Below are 19,064 nucleotides of genomic sequence, written 5' to 3'. Positions count from 1 at the left end.
TCACTGATCGAAAGTTGATTTTCAAGAACCGTTCTGACAGCTTCGGCTTTGAACTCTTTAGAGTAACGTTGGTTTTTTCTGCTCATTATTAGCTCCTTCTGATGCCATTCTATTTCAGGAAGGAGTGTCCGTTAAACTCAGGCTACCTCAGTCATCGCCACGCATATCGCCAATAAACTGTAAGTTATCACTGTACTGATCGCTCCAGAACCACGGCGGCGGCAGTAGCGGTAGCCCTAACATTGCGGCAGCGGCAATTTGCGCCTGGTTATTGGCGTTTTCCCAGCTTTCGCAGCGGTGTAGTGCACCATTATCAAGACGAGTGATTGCCACATCGCCACCGGCAAAGATCGCGGGATCGCAGGTGCGGCAAGCCTCATCAATGACAATGCCATTGGCAGTATCAAGGTTGGCCTCGCGAGCCAGTTGCTCGTTGGCGCTGATACCAATACCGTAAATCACCACATCAGCCTGAAGCGTTTCCCCACTTTGCAGCGTCAGTTCTACTTTTTCACCATCGACCACATGTTCAATGGCATTATTGAGCAGAATGCGCACACCAGCCTGCTGGTGGCGCTGTAAAAGATAGCGTTGCACGGGCGGTGGTGCATTACGGCCCATGACGGTTGCCGCCAGTTCAATCACTGTCACCTTACATCTGCGCTGCGTGGCGCTGGCAGCCAGTTCCAGACCAATAGTTCCGGCACCGACAATCACGACTGACCGTTCGGGCTGCAGAACTTCTCGCAGTCTGGCGGCATCACCGGCATGGCGTAGGGTAAAGCAGCGTTCTCCCAGTGCATCAAGCAACGGCAGCGGTCGAGCTGCCGCGCCGGTTGCTATAAAAAGCTGATCCCAGTGCCAGCTTTCGCCGTTGGTTAACACTAACTCTCGTGTGTCGCGACCCAGCGTTTTGATGGTTACACCGGAATGCAGATGAACATTGTTTTCCTGCCACCAGTTAGCGGGTAACACCTGCTGTAACTGCGGGGAATCTTCCAGCAACATGGATTTCGAGAGTGGAGGTCGTTCATAAGGAAGATGTCGCTCATCGGAAAACAGATGCAGCTCACCGGTGAACCCTTGCTGGCGTAGCGAGGCCGCAGCCATTGCCGCCGCTTGCACGCCACCGACAATAATGATCGTTTTTTCTTTCATCGTGCTTCCTTAAAGATCCAGCCCAGCCGCTACGTGGCGAATGCCGCGAATCGCTAAACCCGCATCAGCGTTGATCATCACACCGCTTAATGCGCGATTATTGCGCCGCGATGCCAACATCACATACGGCCCCGTAAAATCCGCCGGTTGCGGGAAAAATTGCAGCGGTAAAATGGCGGCAATTTTCTCCGGCGTCAGAGACTGCATTATCGAGGTTTCACTTTGCCCGAGCGCCTGTGGGCCGCGCAGGTCGCTGGCCATACCACACGGGCCGACGCCATTCACCCGCACTTTCGGTGCCAGTTCATAAGCCAGTTGGCGAATAAGTCCGGTTGCGGCATGTTTACTGGCGGTGTACAGCGGGCCACCGCCGCCAGGATACCAGGCGGCATTTGACAGTGTGAAAATCATGCTGCCTTCACTGGCGATTAACGCCGGAGCGCAGGCTTTTGCGCCCAGCAGGTAACCGAGTACGTTGACGTTAAACAGCTCGTGGAAGCCGGTTTCGAGCGTCTCTGCGGGAGTATTAACCAGTGAGGCATTGTGATCCCAGATGCCTGCATTGCCGATAAAACAATCCAGCTTGCCGGAACGAGTCAGGATCTGATCGACCGCGCGTTGATAATCGGCATAACAGGTCACGTTACCTTCCACCGCCAGAATATGTTCGCCAAATCGCTGACGCAGACTGGCGACTTTTGCCGCCGACAGTTCCAGCGTGGCAACCTGCGCGCCTTCTTCGATAAATCGCTCGACCAGCGCCAGCCCTAATCCCGATCCGCCGCCGGTAATAAAAATGGACTCGTTATGCAGATCGCTCATGGCTGCGCCTCCGGTAAGTCGATGAAAATGTCACCACCTTCAACGTGTACTGGATAAGTGGTGAGCGGATCGGTGGCGGGCAGGCATAACGCTTTCCCCGTTTTCAGGCAAAAACTGGCGGCGTGTAGCGGGCACTCCACCGTGGCGTCATCTTCCAGATACCCTTCTGACATCGACGCATTACCATGGCTGCAACGATCGTTAATGGCATAAAACTCGCCGCCAACGTTGAACAGGGCGATGACGGGCGAGGTATCGATCCGGAGAGCCTCACCCTCCGGCACATCCGCAACGGGACACGCATAAATTCGATTCATCAGAACAGTACACTCAGGTTATGGGAAGTGATTACCGCTTGATCCAGGACGATATCCCGTTCCAGCAAGCGCCAGTTGTCATCTTCCAGACGGCGAACTTTGTCGAAACGCGTTCCAACATAGAATGTATCATCGCGCTCTTTTTGTGCCCGATAAAGCAGATAATTTACCCGCACAGCAAATACGTTTGGGATGTCGGTTTCGCTTATCTGGCAGTTGCTGATTAAGTGACGGGTGCGTGACGGCGGCTCTTCTGCCCAGGCCATGCCCGTTTCCAGACGGGCGATTCGCCGCTCCAGCTGGTCTTTGGTGTCATTAAAAATCCAGGTTGTCGGTGGCTGGACGCCTTTGCGGCGGTCGCGTGTTTGCGCGTTAACTGTGGTGCGCATGGTGTAACGAATCTCTTCGTCGAGCTGCGCCAGCCAGTCACGAAATTTCCAGTCGTCCAGTAAGCTGGCTTCGTGAAAGAGAAACTGGCTAATGCGGAGATGTAACTCTAGTGAAACTTGCGCACTCATTTCATCACCTCCTGCTGGTAAGCGGCGGTTTTATCGAGCACTTCCTGCCAGCTTTCGCTACTCAGAAGATCGGCCCAGCGTTGGTACATTCCACGAGCGGCAGTTTCTGAAAAGATATAGTTAGTAATGCCAGGAATGCCGTCGTCGCGGCGCTTTTCCTGACCAAGCCCCATTTCCAGACACAGTTTGCTGTTGCGGGCGCGGTGGCCTTTAAGCAATTTCTGGATTTCACACCAGTTCTCCGAGTCATCCTGCTCGAGAAAACCAGCAGGACCAAAAGCACGAGTGGCGCTGTTTTCAAAAGCGGCTTTAACTTCATCGGAGGCGGCTTTGTCAGTAATACAGAACGCCCACACTTCAACTTGATCAGGGCCGCGCGGATGCCAGACGCGGAGTGTGGCAGTGCCGTTTAGCCATGAAAGCGTGGGGAATATATTGTTATGACCCGCCAGGCGCAGGGCGCAAACTTCACCTAAACGTTGTTCTGCTTCGGCATAGGTTTCGCGGTAATAGCTGGAAACCGCGCCATCGACCCAGACATTAGCATCCGGTTTTTCAGTAAAGAAGAAACCGCTACCGTGACCGTCCTGACCAAATTGCAGCGCATCTTTGGCGGTTTCCCACACCGGGCGGGCGGTTTGTCCATCACCGAGACGCTTATCGCTGCCATCATCTTTCGCCCCTAATACCTGAACGGCAGAAGCATGGCTGAACAGAGCATGATATTGGTCACTGGCGAACTGCTCTGCCGGGGATTTCCAGTTACAGTTGATCACCCACTTTTGTACGCCGCCGACAATTTCGGTGCCGCCTTCGCGACGATCCAGCATGCCATCCAGATACCAGGCAATGTCACCAAGGTAATCACGCAGGCCCGGTGCGCTGGTATCCCAGTTGCCAAAAATCAGCCCTTTATAACTCTCCACACAAGGAACTTCGTTTAGCCCCCAGTGGGATTTACACAACCCTTGTGGGTAGGCGCGAGGTTCCAGCGGTACATCGATCAACTCGCCGTTAATGCCATAAGACCAGCCGTGATACGGGCAGGTAAAGGCGCGAGTGTTGCCGCAATCTGCATAACTCACACGCATGGCCCGGTGGCGGCATTGGTTGAGAAACGCCTTGATGCTGCCGTCTTTCTGACGCACTACGACAACCGCATCTTCTCCCATGTAGGTGTTAAAGAAATCACCGGGTTTTGGGATCTGGCTTTCGTGGGCGAGAAATAGCCAGCAACGACCGAAAATACGCTCAAGCTCCAGTTGGTAAATATCCGGGTCGGTATAAATACGCGGAGTGACCCGACCATTTTGGGTGTCAATCAGTTGGTAAATGTTCAAATCTGAGGGTGTGGTCATATTTTTTAATCCTGAAAGATAAGATGTATTGACCTTCTATTTTTGTGCCATAAGGATATTGCTGGTTGGTTGCTAATATGTGAAATAGTTAATTTCTACCAGCTGAGACGTTTTTTCGATAACAAGGGGAAGGTGATGGAACTACGGCATTTACGCTATTTCGTCGCAGTGGCGCAGGCACTGAACGTTACCCGTGCGGCGGAAAAACTGCATACCTCACAGCCTTCGTTAAGCAGCCAGATCCGCGATCTTGAAAACTGTGTCGGTGTTCCGTTACTGGTGAGGGATAAGCGCAAAGTCGCGTTGACGGCGGCGGGAGAATGTTTTCTCCAGGACGCGCTGGCAATTCTCGAACAAGCGGAAAATGCCAAATTACGGGCGCGGAAAACTGTTCAGGAAGACAGACAATTAACCATTGGCTTTGTGCCATCGGCGGAAGTGAATTTACTGCCAAAAGTATTACCGATGTTTCGTCTCAGACAGCCAGACACCTTGATTGAGCTGGTGAGTTTAATCACCACGCAACAGGAGGAAAAAATTCGCCGTGGTGAACTCGACGTCGGCTTAATGCGCCATCCTGTTTATAGCCCGGAGATTGATTATCTGGAGCTTTTTGACGAACCATTAGTGGTTGTGTTACCGGTTGATCACCCTTTAGCACATGAAAAAGAGATCACCGCCGCGCAACTGGATGGCGTGAATTTCGTCAGTACCGATCCGGCGTATTCCGGTTCGCTTGCGCCGATCGTTAAAGCGTGGTTTGCGCAAGAAAACAGCCAGCCAAATATCGTCCAGGTGGCAACGAATATTCTGGTGACCATGAATCTGGTGGGCATGGGGCTGGGCGTCACTTTGATACCCGGTTATATGAATAATTTTAATACCGGACAGGTTGTTTTTCGTCCCATTGCCGGAAATGTGCCTTCCATTGCTTTACTGATGGCGTGGAAGAAAGGGGAGATGAAGCCGGCATTACGCGATTTCATCGCCATTGTGCAGGAACGTTTGGCAAGCATAACGGCATAATTACGCATTATTTTTGCAACATGCGTCGCGGATCGCAGTTTTTTAGTGCTTGTGAACTGGCGTTACAGACATCGGGAAGCAGGCTCGAATATTCTTATTTTTCAACTTGCACCAACATTCGATTAACCCCAGACTAACGCCTCCTGACGGGAGGGACTCATGGTTTTGCAATCCACGCGCTGGTTGGCGCTCGGCTATTTCACATACTTTTTTAGTTATGGCATTTTTCTACCTTTCTGGAGCGTCTGGCTTAAAGGGATTGGTTTAACGCCAGAAACCATCGGCCTGTTATTGGGGGCAGGTCTGGTTGCCCGTTTTCTCGGGAGTTTGCTCATCGCGCCCCGCGTCAGCGATCCTTCTCGCCTGATTTCCGCCTTGCGCGTGCTGGCAATGATGACACTTCTCTTTGCTGTCGCCTTCTGGGCGGGGGCGCACGTAGCGTGGCTGATGCTGGTGATGATTGGCTTTAACCTCTTTTTCTCACCGCTGGTACCGTTGACCGATGCACTGGCGAATACGTGGCAAAAGCAGTTCCCGCTTGATTACGGCAAAGTGCGACTGTGGGGCTCGGTGGCGTTTGTCATTGGCTCGGCGCTGACGGGCAAACTGGTCACTATGTTTGATTATCAGGTGATCCTCGCGCTGTTAACATTGGGCGTGGCATCCATGCTGCTCGGCTTTCTCATCCGTCCGACGATTCAGCCACAAGGGGCAAGCCGCCAGCAGGAGAGCACCGGTTGGTCAGCGTGGTTGGCGCTGGTTCTTCAGAACTGGCGCTTTCTGGCCTGCGTTTGTTTATTGCAGGGGGCACATGCGGCCTATTACGGTTTTAGCGCCATTTACTGGCAGGCAGCTGGCTACTCGGCCTCGGCGGTGGGGTATTTGTGGTCGCTGGGCGTGGTGGCGGAAGTCATTATCTTTGCGCTGAGTAATAAACTTTTCCGCCGTTGTAGTGCACGCGATATGCTGTTGATCTCGGCGATTTGCGGCGTAGTGCGCTGGGGCATTATGGGAGCAACTACGGCGTTGCCGTGGTTGATAGTGGTGCAAATTCTGCATTGCGGCACCTTCACGGTCTGCCACCTGGCCGCCATGCGCTATATTGCCGCTCGCCAGGGTAGCGAAGTCATCCGTTTACAGGCGGTTTACTCTGCCGTCGCGATGGGCGGCAGTATAGCTATCATGACCGTTTTCGCCGGTTTCCTGTATCAATATCTGGGCCACGGCGTGTTCTGGGTAATGGCGCTGGTGGCGCTTCCGGCAATGTTTTTGCGCCCGAAAGTTGTTCCCTCATGCTGATTCGAGCATTTTGCGGATCTGCTCCTGTTGATGTGTTGTCAGTGTCAGGTCCGTATAGATCAGCGGTGGTGAAAAGAGCGGTAACGGCATGGTATAAGGCGCAATAATCAGTGCCGCGCCGCGCCGCGCCGCGCCGCGCGGAGCGCCTGTCTGCAAAAATGCCTTTACCGACATATGTTTAATGTTGAGCGGCAGTAACGTTAGTTCGCGTAACTGCTGCTCAATCTGCGCTTCTCGCTCGCTATCATTCCCGGTAAGAAGAATAATCTGTTTTTCATGCAGATCGTTTTCCTGCATTAGCTAGGCACCGAAAATCACCGCGACCAGACCACTTTCCTCATCAGAAAGATGGACGCCGTATTCACTTTCAAATCCGGCCAGCGCCGCGCGGGTGGTGCGCACTAGGCGTGGGTACAGTCTGGCGAACTCTTCTGGCAGGGTATTATCAATACCGATGGCAAACAAACTGCGATTTAACGCCTGGGCGAGGTGGGTATAAAGCTGATCGCATAACCCCTGTTCATCATAAAAACGAACATTTCCCAGCTCACGAAAATGGTTTACCAGACGTTTGATAGACTGACGCAATTGTCTGTCTCGCTGATGCGCATCACGCAATGGATCGGGAACCCGCAACATGGAAAAAAGTAATGCCATAAACAGTGGCTCATCAGGCGGTACAGGCTGGAGCGCCCGACGCTGCCAGTGGCGTCCAATTTCCTGCGCTACCTGAAATTCAAGGCAGGATTCCGCCCAGCGACGTTGGAGCGGATTAAACTGAGGCGTAATTCCAGCGTGGTGTTGCCGCAAACAATATTGCAGATACAGACACAGGAAATGAATATCGCGCGTTTCAAAGCGTTTTTGCAGCCGTCGGGAGCAGAGATTCACTAACGCTTGTAGATTGGTATCGTCGTAAAAGTTACGCGCAATTCCGCGCCGCTTCAGTTCACTCTTCAGGGCGGGGGTGAATTGGCTGGTAATAAATGACGGACACAGACGGAAACCACGTCGTAGCCAGTGAAATAAACACAAACGTTGGTTAAGCACTGTACCTTCAACCCGGTAGCTACCGTCATAACCAGTCGTCAGTGTGAGTTGATGATAGCGCAGGATCTCCCGTCCTGTTTCGCTGATATCAAGACTGGCAATATCATCATCCACACCATTAAGCTCGCTGAAGGTTGCCATGGTGGCGGTCAACCCCGGCTGAAAGAGCGTCAGCAAGATCTGGCAGCGGCGCTGGGGAGCCGAAAGGACAGATGGTGGAGCAAGCGTAGGCATCATCTGTAGATCTCCCATAAGCATAATTGATAAGAATAGCTAAAGTTTGCTCAGGGAAATGGCGAAGGGAATGCTAATCATCAGAAATGTTGGCAAGCGTCACAGAATTTTTCTCATCTTAAACTGTTCTGACCAGTGGATTAGCATGTCTTAAGGTGGTTTTGTGAATGATTATCGTGCTAGCGATCATGGGTTAGTTCTGCGGATTCAACGCGCTAAGGATAAAGTCCACCATCTGTTCGCGATAAACATCGCCGTGACGATCGGAAAAAGCATCAATGTGTTCGCCATCCGGGATTAGGATCAACCGTTTTGTCTCTTTTGCCAGGCTATACAACTTTTCGCTGTGCTGCCATGGGATAACGTGATCAGCTTTACCGTGAATGAGTAAAAGCGGGATCGGGCTGACGCTGGCGATATAATTTTCGCCGCTGTAACTCTCATCAAGTAAGTAGCCACTGCCGGGGATCATCTGATTGGCGATGGTTGCATAAGAGGCAAATGTGGAGTCGAGGATCACCGCACGTATGCCTTCACGATCATCCTGACCAATAACAGCAAGAATATTCGCCCCGCCAATACTCTGCCCGAACAGCACCAGCCGTTGTGGGTTTACATCACTACGATGGCGCACCACATTGATGGCACTTTGCGTATCGTCCAGCAATCCGGCCTGGGACGGCGTGCCTTTTGATTTACCAAACCCGCGATAATCAAACATAAAAACGTTGAAATTACGCTCGGGTAACCAACTGACCAGCAGCCAGTGGGCGGACATATTTCCGGCATTGCCGTGAGCATGAATGATGGTTGCGATGGCATTGTCAGCAGGGCCCGTCGAAGAAGGAATAAACCAGCCTTGCAGACGAGTACCGTCCTTAGCCGTAAATTCGACGGATTCCGCCGACCAGGGGTCGGGACCGTAAATTTTATCGTCAGGATAATAGAAGAAGTTGATGGCAACGCGCGGCACTAAATAAACGCAGAAGGCAACAACAAAGAGAATAAACAGAATTTTGAGAACGCGTTTGTTCACTGGCAGGGCCATAACCTTTCCTTGTGACTTCTTTATCATCCATTAATCGGGGAAAGATGGTGGGAGAGTGACGAAAGAAAGTAAAGCGGTGAGGAAGTATTTCGGAATAGCGCCTGAAAGGCGAGGGCGGGTGAGTGACATCACCCGCCTGAGTCATTAACGCTTCAGAGCGTCGCTTAACTCGTCACGCATGTTCGCCAGCATGGCTTTCACAACACGCGGGTTACCAGCAACGATGTTACCGGTCAGCATATAGTTATGACCACCGGTGAAGTCGCTGACGATGCCGCCCGCTTCACGAACCAGCAGCTCGCCTGCCGCGAAATCCCACGGACGCAGACCGATTTCAAAGAAACCGTCAACACGACCCGCAGCGACGTAAGCCAGATCCAGCGCCGCAGAACCGGTACGACGGAAGTCTGCACATTCGTTGAACAGTTTGCCGACGATGTTGATGTAGGTAGTGGCGTACTGTTTTGCTTTGAACGGGAAGCCGGTCGCCAGAATGGTACCGTCGAGATCGCGAGCGGTGCTACCGCGCAGACGGTAGCCGTTCAGCTGTGCGCCCTGACCGCGAGTGGCGGTGAACAGTTCGTTACGCATAGGATCGTATACCACAGCAACTTCGGTGCGGCCTTTGATACGAACGGCGATAGATACCGCGAAGTGCGGCAGACGTTTGATAAAGTTGGTAGTACCATCCAGTGGATCGATAACCCATTGAACATCCTGATCAGTACCTTCAAGTTCACCGCTTTCTTCGGTGATGATGGTGTGCTGTGGGTAAGATTTACGAATCGTGTCGATAATCACCGCTTCGGCAGCTTTATCTACGTTGGTCACGAAATCGTTACTGCCTTTCTGGCTCGCTTCTACAGCGTCCGGGGTTTCATAGTTTTTGGCAATTAAATTACCCGCCTTGCGCGCTGCGCGCACGGCGATGTTCAGCATCGGATGCATCGGTCTCTCTCACTGGATGTTAAAGAACGGGAAAACGGCGCAGAGTATAGCAGCGAGATCGGCATCTGTCTTCGTTTTATGATAAGATGCGTGAATAATCTTTAGATGAAGAAAGACAATGCTGCAAAATATTCGAATTGTGCTGGTGGAGACGTCACACACCGGCAATATGGGTTCTGTTGCCCGTGCCATGAAAACAATGGGATTAACCAATCTGTGGCTGGTTAATCCACTGGTGAAACCCGACTCCCAGGCGATTGCCCTGGCAGCAGGGGCCAGCGATGTGATTGGTAATGCTCACATCGTCGATACGCTCGACGAAGCGTTAGCCGGTTGTAGCTTGGTGGTGGGCACCAGCGCACGTTCCCGCACGCTGCCATGGCCGATGCTCGACCCGCGCGAATGCGGCCTGAAAAGCGTCGCTGAAGCGGCAAATACCCCGGTGGCGCTGGTGTTTGGTCGCGAGCGCGTCGGCTTGACCAATGAAGAGTTGCAGAAATGCCATTATCATGTCGCGATTGCGGCTAACCCGGAATACAGCTCGCTGAACCTGGCGATGGCGGTTCAGGTTATTGCCTATGAAGTGCGCATGGCCTGGCTGGCAACTCAGGAAAACGGCGAGCAGGTCGAGCATGAAGAGACGCCGTATCCGCTGGTCGATGATCTGGAGCGTTTTTATGGTCATCTGGAACAAACGCTGCTGGCAACCGGTTTTATCCGTGAAAACCATCCGGGGCAGGTGATGAATAAATTGCGCCGTCTGTTTACCCGTGCGCGCCCGGAAAGCCAGGAATTGAATATCCTGCGCGGGATTCTGGCTTCTATTGAGCAGCAGAATAAAGGTAACAAGGCCGAATAACAGTAGTTGCCTGATGCGACGCTTAACGCGTCTTATCAGGCCTACAATGTACAGAACCGTAGGTCGGATAAGGTGTTCACACCGCATCCGACAACAGGTACAAACGCCACGATAAAAAAATGGCACTGAAGGTTAAATACCCGACTAAATCAGTCAAGTAAATAGTTGACCAATTTACTCGGGAATGTCAGACTTGGCCCTGCTATTCAATACCCCCACTTTTACAATAAAAAACCCTGGGCAGGGGCGAGTTTGAGGTGAAGTAAGACATGAGACTGACATCTAAAGGGCGCTATGCCGTGACCGCAATGCTTGACGTTGCGCTCAACTCTGAAGCGGGCCCGGTACCGTTGGCTGATATTTCCGAACGTCAGGGAATTTCCCTTTCTTATCTGGAACAACTGTTTTCCCGTCTGCGTAAAAATGGTCTGGTTTCCAGCGTACGTGGACCAGGCGGTGGTTATCTGTTAGGCAAAGATGCCAGCAGCATCGCCGTTGGCGAAGTGATTAGCGCCGTTGACGAATCTGTAGATGCCACCCGTTGTCAGGGTAAAGGCGGCTGCCAGGGCGGCGATAAATGCCTGACCCACGCGCTGTGGCGTGATTTGAGCGACCGTCTCACCGGTTTTCTCAACAACATTACTTTAGGCGAACTGGTTAATAACCAGGAAGTGCTGGATGTGTCTGGTCGTCAGCATACTCACGACGCGCCACGCACCCGCACACAAGACGCGATCGACGTTAAGTTACGCGCTTAATAAAAAGAATTCAGAATCAGGCCGGAGTGCTAAATACTCCGTAAACACGGTCGTACATCCAGCCGCTAGCCTGATTCCTTGCATTGAGTGATGTACGGAGTTTATAGAGCAATGAAATTACCGATTTATCTCGACTACTCCGCAACCACGCCGGTGGACCCGCGTGTTGCCGAGAAAATGATGCAGTTCATGACGATGGACGGAACCTTTGGTAACCCGGCCTCTCGTTCTCACCGTTTCGGCTGGCAGGCTGAAGAAGCGGTAGATATCGCCCGTAATCAGATTGCCGATCTGGTCGGCGCTGATCCGCGTGAAATCGTCTTTACCTCTGGTGCAACCGAATCTGACAACCTGGCGATCAAAGGTGCAGCCAACTTTTATCAGAAAAAAGGCAAGCACATCATCACTAGCAAAACCGAACACAAAGCGGTACTGGATACCTGCCGTCAGCTGGAGCGCGAAGGTTTTGAAGTCACCTACCTGGCACCGCAGCGTAACGGCATTATCGACCTGAAAGAACTTGAAGCAGCGATGCGTGACGACACCATCCTTGTTTCCATCATGCACGTAAATAACGAAATCGGCGTGGTGCAGGATATCGCGGCTATCGGCGAAATGTGCCGTGCTCGTGGCATTATCTATCACGTTGATGCAACCCAGAGCGTGGGCAAACTGCCTATCGACCTGAGCCAGTTGAAAGTTGACCTGATGTCTTTCTCCGGTCACAAAATCTATGGCCCGAAAGGTATCGGTGCGCTGTATGTACGTCGTAAACCGCGCGTACGCATCGAAGCGCAAATGCACGGCGGCGGTCACGAGCGCGGTATGCGTTCCGGCACTCTGCCTGTTCACCAGATCGTCGGAATGGGCGAGGCCTATCGCATCGCAAAAGAAGAGATGGCGACCGAGATGGAACGTCTGCGCGGCCTGCGTAACCGTCTGTGGAACGGCATCAAAGATATCGAAGAAGTTTACCTGAACGGTGACCTGGAACACGGTGCGCCGAACATTCTCAACGTCAGCTTCAACTACGTTGAAGGTGAGTCGCTGATTATGGCGCTGAAAGACCTCGCAGTTTCTTCAGGTTCCGCCTGTACGTCAGCAAGCCTCGAACCGTCCTACGTGCTGCGCGCGCTGGGGCTGAACGACGAGCTGGCACATAGCTCTATCCGTTTCTCTTTAGGTCGTTTTACTACTGAAGAAGAGATCGACTACACCATCGAGTTAGTTCGTAAATCCATCGGTCGTCTGCGTGACCTTTCTCCGCTGTGGGAAATGTACAAGCAGGGCGTGGATCTGAACAGCATCGAATGGGCTCATCATTAATCGGTATCGGAATCAGGAGAATTTATAATGGCTTACAGCGAAAAAGTTATCGACCATTACGAGAATCCGCGTAACGTGGGTTCCTTTGACAACAACGACGAGAACGTCGGCAGCGGCATGGTGGGTGCACCGGCCTGTGGCGACGTGATGAAGTTGCAGATTAAAGTCAACGATGAAGGTATCATTGAAGACGCGCGTTTTAAAACTTACGGCTGCGGTTCTGCTATCGCTTCCAGCTCCCTGGTCACCGAATGGGTGAAAGGGAAGTCTCTCGTCGAAGCGCAGGCGATCAAAAACACCGATATTGCTGAAGAACTTGAACTGCCGCCGGTGAAAATTCACTGTTCTATTCTGGCAGAAGACGCGATCAAAGCCGCCATTGCGGACTATAAAAGCAAACGTGAAGCAAAATAAGAGTTGAGGTTTGGTTATGTCGATTACACTGAGCGACAGTGCAGCAGCGCGAGTAAATACCTTTCTGGCTAACCGCGGCAAAGGGTTTGGCCTGCGTCTGGGCGTGAGAACCTCCGGATGTTCAGGTATGGCTTATGTACTGGAATTTGTTGACGAACCGACGCCGGAAGACATCGTGTTTGAAGACAAAGGCGTGAAAGTCGTGGTCGATGGCAAAAGCCTGCAATTTCTGGACGGTACGCAGCTGGACTTCGTAAAAGAAGGCCTGAATGAAGGGTTTAAATTCACCAACCCGAACGTTAAAGATGAGTGTGGTTGCGGCGAAAGCTTCCACGTTTGATGCGCATACCGATAACCCCACCGTGGTCGCCTGCGCGTGGGGTTTGTTTTACCTGATTCGCCGTTATCGCGGCGGATCGCAGCCCTGAGAATGTTATGGATTACTTCACCCTCTTTGGCTTGCCTGCCCGTTATCAACTCGATACCCAGGCACTGAGCCTGCGTTTTCAGGATCTACAACGTCAGTATCATCCTGATAAATTCGCCAGCGGAAGCCAGGCGGAACAACTCGCCGCCGTACAGCAATCTGCAACCATTAACCAGGCCTGGCAAACGCTGCGTCATCCGTTAATGCGCGCGGAATATTTGCTTTCTTTGCACGGTTTTGATCTCGCCAGCGAGCAGCATACTGTGCGCGACACCCCGTTCCTGATGGAACAGCTGGAGCTGCGCGAAGAACTGGACGAGATCGAACAGGCGAAAGATGAAGCGCGGCTGGAAAGCTTTATCAAACGTGTGAAAAAGATGTTTGATACCCGCCATCAGTTGATGGTTGAACAGTTAGACAACGAGACGTGGGACGCGGCGGCGGATACCGTGCGTAAGCTGCGTTTTCTCGATAAACTGCGAAGCAGTGCCGAACAACTCGAAGAAAAACTGCTCGATTTTTAATTTCTGGAAGCTAAACATGGCCTTATTACAAATTAGTGAACCTGGTTTGAGTGCTGCGCCGCATCAGCGTCGTCTGGCGGCCGGTATTGACCTGGGCACAACCAACTCGCTGGTAGCGACAGTGCGCAGCGGTCAGGCCGAAACGTTAGCCGACCATGAAGGCCGTCACCTGCTGCCATCTGTTGTTCACTATCAACAGCAAGGGCATTCGGTGGGTTATGACGCGCGTACTAACGCAGCGCTCGATACCGCCAACACCATTAGTTCTGTTAAACGCCTGATGGGACGCTCGCTGGCTGATATCCAGCAACGCTATCCGCATTTGCCTTATCAATTCCAGGCCAGCGAAAACGGCCTGCCAATGATTGAAACGGCGGCGGGGCTGCTGAACCCGGTGCGCGTTTCTGCGGACATCCTCAAAGCACTGGCGGCGCGGGCAACTGAAGCCCTGGCAGGCGAGCTGGATGGTGTCGTTATCACCGTTCCGGCGTACTTTGACGATGCCCAGCGTCAGGGCACCAAAGACGCGGCGCGTCTGGCGGGGTTGCATGTTCTGCGCTTACTTAACGAACCGACCGCTGCGGCTATCGCCTACGGGCTGGATTCCGGTCAGGAAGGCGTGATCGCCGTTTATGACCTCGGTGGCGGGACGTTTGATATTTCCATTCTGCGCTTAAGTCGCGGCGTGTTTGAAGTGCTGGCAACCGGCGGTGATTCCGCGCTCGGCGGCGATGATTTCGACCATCTGCTGGCGGATTACATTCGCGAGCAGGCGGACATTCCTGATCGTAGCGATAACCGCGTTCAGCGTGAACTGCTGGATGCCGCCATTGCAGCCAAAATCGCGCTGAGCGATGCGGACTCCGTGACCGTTAACGTTGCGGGCTGGCAGGGCGAAATCAGCCGTGAACAATTCAATGAACTGATCGCGCCACTGGTAAAACGAACCTTACTGGCTTGTCGTCGTGCGCTGAAAGACGCGGGCGTAGAAGCTGATGAAGTGCTGGAAGTGGTGATGGTTGGCGGTTCTACTCGCGTGCCGCTGGTGCGTGAACGGGTAGGCGAATTTTTCGGTCGTCCACCGCTGACTTCCATCGACCCGGATAAAGTCGTCGCTATTGGCGCGGCGATTCAGGCGGATATTCTGGTGGGTAACAAGCCGGACAGCGAAATGCTGCTGCTTGATGTGATCCCACTGTCGCTGGGCCTTGAAACGATGGGCGGCCTGGTGGAGAAAGTGATTCCGCGTAATACCACTATTCCGGTGGCCCGCGCTCAGGATTTCACCACCTTTAAAGATGGTCAGACGGCGATGTCTATCCATGTAATGCAGGGTGAGCGCGAACTGGTGCAGGACTGCCGCTCACTGGCGCGTTTTGCGCTGCGTGGTATTCCGGCGCTACCGGCTGGCGGTGCGCATATTCGCGTGACGTTCCAGGTCGATGCCGACGGTCTTTTGAGCGTGACGGCGATGGAGAAATCCACCGGCGTTGAGGCGTCTATTCAGGTCAAACCTTCTTACGGTCTGACCGATAGCGAAATCGCTTCGATGATCAAAGATTCAATGAGCTATGCCGAGCAGGACGTAAAAGCCCGTATGCTGGCAGAACAAAAAGTAGAAGCGGCGCGTGTGCTGGAAAGTCTGCACGGCGCGCTGGCTGCTGATGCCGCGCTGTTAAGCGCCGCAGAGCGTCAGGTCATTGACAATGCTGCCGCTCACCTGAGTGAAGTGGCTCAGGGCGCTGATGTTGACGCCATCGAACAAGCGATTAAAAACGTAGACAAACAAACCCAGGATTTTGCCGCTCGCCGCATGGACCAGTCGGTTCGTCGTGCGCTGAAAGGCCATTCCGTGGACGAGGTTTAATATGCCAAAGATTGTTATTTTGCCTCATCAGGACCTCTGCCCTGATGGCGCTGTTCTGGAAGCTAATAGCGGTGAAACCATTCTCGACGCAGCGCTGCGTAACGGTATCGAGATTGAACACGCCTGTGAAAAATCCTGTGCTTGCACCACCTGCCACTGCATCGTTCGTGAAGGTTTTGACTCGCTGCCAGAAAGCTCAGAGCAGGAAGACGACATGCTGGACAAAGCCTGGGGACTGGAGCCCGAAAGCCGTTTAAGCTGCCAGGCACGCGTTACCGACGAAGATTTAGTAGTCGAAATCCCGCGTTACACTATCAACCATGCGCGTGAGCATTAACAGAGGTTAGTATGGGACTTAAGTGGACCGATAGCCGCGAAATTGGCGAAGCACTGTACGATGCGTATCCTGATCTTGATCCGAAAACGGTTCGATTCACCGATATGCATCAGTGGATTTGCGATCTGGAAGATTTCGACGACGACCCGCAGGCATCCAACGAGAAAATCCTCGAAGCGATTTTGTTAGTCTGGCTGGACGAGGCCGAATAATTTCCGCGTCATGCTTCACGCCGCAGATGCGTTGGCTGCGCTCGTTCACCCCAGTCACATAGTTATCTATGCTCCTGGGGCTTCACTCACTTGCCGCCTTCCTGCAACGCGAATCATTTAGCGGAAAAATCCTGGGGCTGCCAACTGGCGGCCCTTTTACAAAGAAGGATAACTAAAATGACAGAAGCGATGAAGATTACCCTCTCTACCCAACCTGCCGACGCGCGCTGGGGAGAAAAAGCAACTTACAGCATTAATAATGACGGCATTACCCTGCATTTGAACGGGGCAGACGATCTGGGGCTGATCCAGCGTGCGGCGCGCAAGATTGACGGTCTGGGCATCAAGCATGTTCAGTTAAGCGGTGAAGGCTGGGATGCGGATCGCTGCTGGGCATTCTGGCAAGGTTACAAAGCCCCGAAAGGCACGCGTAAAGTGGAGTGGCCGGATCTGGACGATGCCCAGCGCCAGGAACTGGATAACCGCCTGATGATCATCGACTGGGTGCGTGACACCATCAACGCACCGGCAGAAGAATTGGGACCATCGCAACTGGCACAGCGTGCTGTTGATCTGATCAGCAACGTCGCGGGCGATCGTGTGACTTATCGGATCACCAAAGGCGAAGATCTGCGTGAGCAAGGTTATATGGGGCTGCACACCGTTGGACGCGCTTCAGAACGTTCTCCGGTATTGCTGGCGCTGGATTACAACCCAACTGGCGATAAAGAAGCGCCAGTGTACGCGTGCCTGGTAGGTAAAGGTATCACTTTTGACTCCGGCGGCTACAGCATCAAACAGACTGCGTTTATGGACTCGATGAAGTCGGACATGGGCGGCGCGGCAACGGTTACCGGGGCGCTGGCATTTGCCATTACGCGCGGACTGAACAAGCGCGTGAAGCTGTTCCTCTGCTGTGCGGATAACCTGATTAGCGGCAATGCGTTCAAGCTGGGCGATATCATCACCTATCGCAACGGTAAAAAAGTTGAAGTGATGAACACTGATGCCGAAGGGCGTCTGGTGCTTGCCGATGGTCTGATTGATGCCAGTGCGCAGAAACCGGAAATGATCATTGATGCGGCGACCCTCACCGGGGCGGCGAAAACTGCGCTGGGTAATGATTATCACGCGCTGTTCAGTTTTGACGATGCGCTTGCCGGTCGTTTGCTGGCGAGTGCCTCACAAGAGAACGAACCATTCTGGCGTCTGCCGCTGGCGGAATTCCACCGCAGCCAGCTGCCGTCTAACTTTGCCGAACTGAACAATACCGGAAGCGCGGCGTATCCGGCAGGCGCGAGCACGGCGGCGGGCTTCCTGTCGCACTTTGTTGAGAACTATCAGCAAGGCTGGCTGCATATCGACTGCTCGGCGACTTACCGTAAAGCGCCGGTTGAACAGTGGTCTGCGGGCGCTACGGGACTTGGTGTGCGCACGATAGCTAATCTGTTAACGGCGTAAACTAATATGCCGGATGCGGCGTAAACGCCTTATCCGGCCTACAAATTCTGCAAATTCAACAAATTGCGAATCCCTTGTAGGCCTGATAAGCGTAGCGCATCAGGCATTTGCGCCCCGAACGTTGAATGAATTGTGGTTCTTATGTCCGAAACAAAAAACGAACTTGAAGACCTGCTGGAAAAAGCAGCAACCGAACCGGCGCACCGCCCGGCCTTTTTCCGTACTCTACTGGAATCCACCGTCTGGGTGCCTGGTACGGCGGCGCAGGGCGAGGCTGTGGTTGAAGATAGTGCGCTTGATTTACAGCACTGGGAAAAAGAAGACGGCACCAGCGTCATTCCTTTTTTCACCTCGTTAGAAGCGCTTCAACAGGCGGTTGAAGACGAACAGGCATTTGTCGTAATGCCCGTTCGCACATTGTTTGAGATGACCCTTGGCGAAACGCTCTTCCTTAATGCCAAACTGCCGACCGGTAAAGAATTTATGCCGCGTGAAATCAGTTTGTTGATTGGTGAAGAGGGAAATCCGCTGAGCAGCCAGGAAATCCTGGAAGGCGGTGAATCGCTGATATTATCGGAAGTCGCAGAGCCGCCAGCACAAATGATTGATTCACTCACCACCTTATTTAAAACCATTAAGCCGGTGAAGCGTGCTTTTATTTGTTCAATTAAAGAGAACGAAGAGGCACAGCCTAATTTATTTATTGGCATTGAAGCCGATGGTGATATCGAAGAAATTATTCAGGCGACGGGAAGTGTAGCGACCGATACATTACCTGGCGATGAACCAATCGATATTTGTCAGGTGAAAAAAGGGGAAAAAGGAATTAGCCACTTTATTACCGAACATATTGTGCCATTCTATGAACGTCGCTGGGGAGGTTTTTTGCGTGACTTTAAACAAAACCGGATAATCTAAAATATGCCGCCCTAAAGGGCGGCATTCGGGCTTACTTGCTGCTCTGAAGGTTGTTAACCACCAGTAAATTGTCGCCGGAGAGACTCCGGTTATTATTTACTTGGGAAAACAGCGCACCAGAAACAATAAGTACGATACAGAAGCACCGTATCTTCATTGTGCGGTCCATGCGAAGACCGCATC

21 protein-coding genes and 2 pseudogenes are annotated in these 19,064 nt (G+C 52.7%); 13 read left to right on the top strand and 10 right to left on the bottom strand.

From position 1 onward, the window contains the following. From BGK49_RS29035 to hcaE, 6 genes and pseudogenes are all read right to left on the bottom strand, one after another. Positions 1-86: transposase (locus BGK49_RS29035; protein WP_069375691.1), on the bottom strand; the 86-nt coding region annotated here is incomplete at its 3' end. Positions 87-150: 64 nt separating this feature from the next. Beyond that, positions 151-1,158 (bottom strand): annotated as a pseudogene (gene hcaD, locus BGK49_RS04455) (phenylpropionate dioxygenase ferredoxin reductase subunit); the annotation flags it as partial. 9 nt (positions 1,159-1,167) lie between these two features. Continuing rightward, positions 1,168-1,980 carry a 3-phenylpropionate-dihydrodiol/cinnamic acid-dihydrodiol dehydrogenase gene (hcaB, locus tag BGK49_RS04450; RefSeq protein ID WP_001281377.1) on the bottom strand — a complete coding sequence of 271 codons (813 nt, stop codon included), beginning with the start codon at positions 1,978-1,980 and terminating at the stop codon, positions 1,168-1,170. Continuing rightward, positions 1,977-2,297 (bottom strand): bifunctional 3-phenylpropionate/cinnamic acid dioxygenase ferredoxin subunit, encoded by a 321-nt coding sequence (locus tag BGK49_RS04445; protein WP_001080102.1) that lies wholly within the window; start codon positions 2,295-2,297, stop codon positions 1,977-1,979. Before BGK49_RS04445 ends, hcaB begins: the two co-directional genes overlap by 4 nt. Continuing rightward, entirely contained in the window at positions 2,297-2,815 is a 519-nt protein-coding gene (gene hcaF / locus BGK49_RS04440; RefSeq protein ID WP_069375695.1) for a 3-phenylpropionate/cinnamic acid dioxygenase subunit beta, read from the bottom strand. The genes BGK49_RS04445 and hcaF overlap by 1 nt, the downstream gene beginning before the upstream one ends. Then, on the bottom strand, positions 2,812-4,173 hold the full coding sequence (gene hcaE / locus BGK49_RS04435; protein ID WP_000211181.1) for a 3-phenylpropionate/cinnamic acid dioxygenase subunit alpha: 1,362 nt from the start codon (positions 4,171-4,173) through the stop codon (positions 2,812-2,814). Before hcaE ends, hcaF begins: the two co-directional genes overlap by 4 nt. A 135-nt stretch (positions 4,174-4,308) precedes the next feature. On the opposite strand from hcaE, the gene hcaR reads away from it, so the two are divergent. Continuing rightward, positions 4,309-5,199, top strand: coding sequence for a DNA-binding transcriptional regulator HcaR (hcaR, locus tag BGK49_RS04430; RefSeq protein WP_000423271.1), 891 nt, complete (start codon positions 4,309-4,311; stop codon positions 5,197-5,199). Between the two features lie 159 nt (positions 5,200-5,358). After that, the gene (locus tag BGK49_RS04425; protein WP_000244212.1) at positions 5,359-6,498 is read left to right on the top strand and encodes a 3-phenylpropionate MFS transporter; all 1,140 of its coding nucleotides are present in this window, start codon (positions 5,359-5,361) and stop codon (positions 6,496-6,498) included. On the opposite strand, the pseudogene csiE reads toward BGK49_RS04425, so the two are convergent. The 3 genes and pseudogenes from csiE to suhB form a co-directional block, all read right to left on the bottom strand. Next, a pseudogene (csiE, locus tag BGK49_RS04420) lies at positions 6,490-7,785 on the bottom strand (stationary phase inducible protein CsiE). The gene BGK49_RS04425 and the pseudogene csiE sit on opposite strands and share 9 nt — an antisense overlap. 190 nt (positions 7,786-7,975) lie before the next feature. Continuing rightward, positions 7,976-8,830, bottom strand: coding sequence for an alpha/beta hydrolase (locus BGK49_RS04415; RefSeq protein WP_005043504.1), 855 nt, complete (start codon positions 8,828-8,830; stop codon positions 7,976-7,978). A gap of 144 nt (positions 8,831-8,974) precedes the next feature. Next, entirely contained in the window at positions 8,975-9,778 is an 804-nt protein-coding gene (suhB, locus tag BGK49_RS04410) for an inositol-1-monophosphatase (protein WP_000553451.1), read from the bottom strand. Positions 9,779-9,896: 118 nt separating this feature from the next. Here suhB and trmJ point away from each other — a divergent pair, with 118 nt between their 5' ends. The 11 genes from trmJ (at position 9,897) to sseB (ending at position 18,881) form a co-directional block, all read left to right on the top strand. Then, entirely contained in the window at positions 9,897-10,637 is a 741-nt protein-coding gene (gene trmJ, locus BGK49_RS04405) for a tRNA (cytosine(32)/uridine(32)-2'-O)-methyltransferase TrmJ (protein ID WP_000940019.1), read from the top strand. A 269-nt stretch (positions 10,638-10,906) separates the two neighbouring features. Continuing rightward, positions 10,907-11,395, top strand: a complete 489-nt coding sequence (iscR, locus tag BGK49_RS04400) for a Fe-S cluster assembly transcriptional regulator IscR (RefSeq protein ID WP_001241357.1) — start codon at positions 10,907-10,909, stop codon at positions 11,393-11,395. 111 nt (positions 11,396-11,506) lie between these two features. Continuing rightward, positions 11,507-12,721, top strand: coding sequence for a cysteine desulfurase (gene iscS, locus BGK49_RS04395; protein ID WP_001295373.1), 1,215 nt, complete (start codon positions 11,507-11,509; stop codon positions 12,719-12,721). Between the two features lie 27 nt (positions 12,722-12,748). Continuing rightward, complete coding sequence (gene iscU / locus BGK49_RS04390; RefSeq protein ID WP_000331709.1) at positions 12,749-13,135, top strand: Fe-S cluster assembly scaffold IscU; 387 nt, start codon at positions 12,749-12,751, stop codon at positions 13,133-13,135. Positions 13,136-13,151: 16 nt separating this feature from the next. Next, positions 13,152-13,475, top strand: a complete 324-nt coding sequence (gene iscA, locus BGK49_RS04385) for an iron-sulfur cluster assembly protein IscA (RefSeq protein WP_000028953.1) — start codon at positions 13,152-13,154, stop codon at positions 13,473-13,475. A 95-nt stretch (positions 13,476-13,570) separates the two neighbouring features. Next, positions 13,571-14,086 (top strand): co-chaperone HscB, encoded by a 516-nt coding sequence (gene hscB, locus BGK49_RS04380; protein WP_000384422.1) that lies wholly within the window; start codon positions 13,571-13,573, stop codon positions 14,084-14,086. A 16-nt stretch (positions 14,087-14,102) separates the two neighbouring features. Next, complete coding sequence (hscA, locus tag BGK49_RS04375; protein WP_001196598.1) at positions 14,103-15,953, top strand: Fe-S protein assembly chaperone HscA; 1,851 nt, start codon at positions 14,103-14,105, stop codon at positions 15,951-15,953. A 1-nt stretch (position 15,954) separates the two neighbouring features. Further along, on the top strand, positions 15,955-16,290 hold the full coding sequence (fdx, locus tag BGK49_RS04370; protein ID WP_001124469.1) for an ISC system 2Fe-2S type ferredoxin: 336 nt from the start codon (positions 15,955-15,957) through the stop codon (positions 16,288-16,290). Between the two features lie 11 nt (positions 16,291-16,301). Continuing rightward, positions 16,302-16,502 carry a Fe-S cluster assembly protein IscX gene (gene iscX, locus BGK49_RS04365; protein WP_000523616.1) on the top strand — a complete coding sequence of 67 codons (201 nt, stop codon included), beginning with the start codon at positions 16,302-16,304 and terminating at the stop codon, positions 16,500-16,502. A 177-nt stretch (positions 16,503-16,679) separates the two neighbouring features. Next, positions 16,680-17,963: an aminopeptidase PepB gene (gene pepB, locus BGK49_RS04360; RefSeq protein ID WP_000133575.1), complete on the top strand. Its 1,284-nt coding sequence runs from the start codon at positions 16,680-16,682 to the stop codon at positions 17,961-17,963. Positions 17,964-18,104: 141 nt separating this feature from the next. Continuing rightward, complete coding sequence (sseB, locus tag BGK49_RS04355; protein ID WP_005007820.1) at positions 18,105-18,881, top strand: enhanced serine sensitivity protein SseB; 777 nt, start codon at positions 18,105-18,107, stop codon at positions 18,879-18,881. A gap of 31 nt (positions 18,882-18,912) precedes the next feature. On the opposite strand, the gene timP is transcribed toward sseB, so the two are convergent. Then, positions 18,913-19,038 carry a small toxic inner membrane protein TimP gene (timP, locus tag BGK49_RS31380; RefSeq protein ID WP_001385884.1) on the bottom strand — a complete coding sequence of 42 codons (126 nt, stop codon included), beginning with the start codon at positions 19,036-19,038 and terminating at the stop codon, positions 18,913-18,915. Positions 19,039-19,064 lie beyond the last annotated feature (26 nt).

This window comes from Shigella sp. FC1544, assembly GCF_001722145.1.
Lineage (GTDB): Bacteria > Pseudomonadota > Gammaproteobacteria > Enterobacterales > Enterobacteriaceae > Escherichia > Escherichia coli.
Note: the sequence above shows the minus strand (reverse complement) of the source record. Positions and strands in the feature narration are given on the sequence as shown.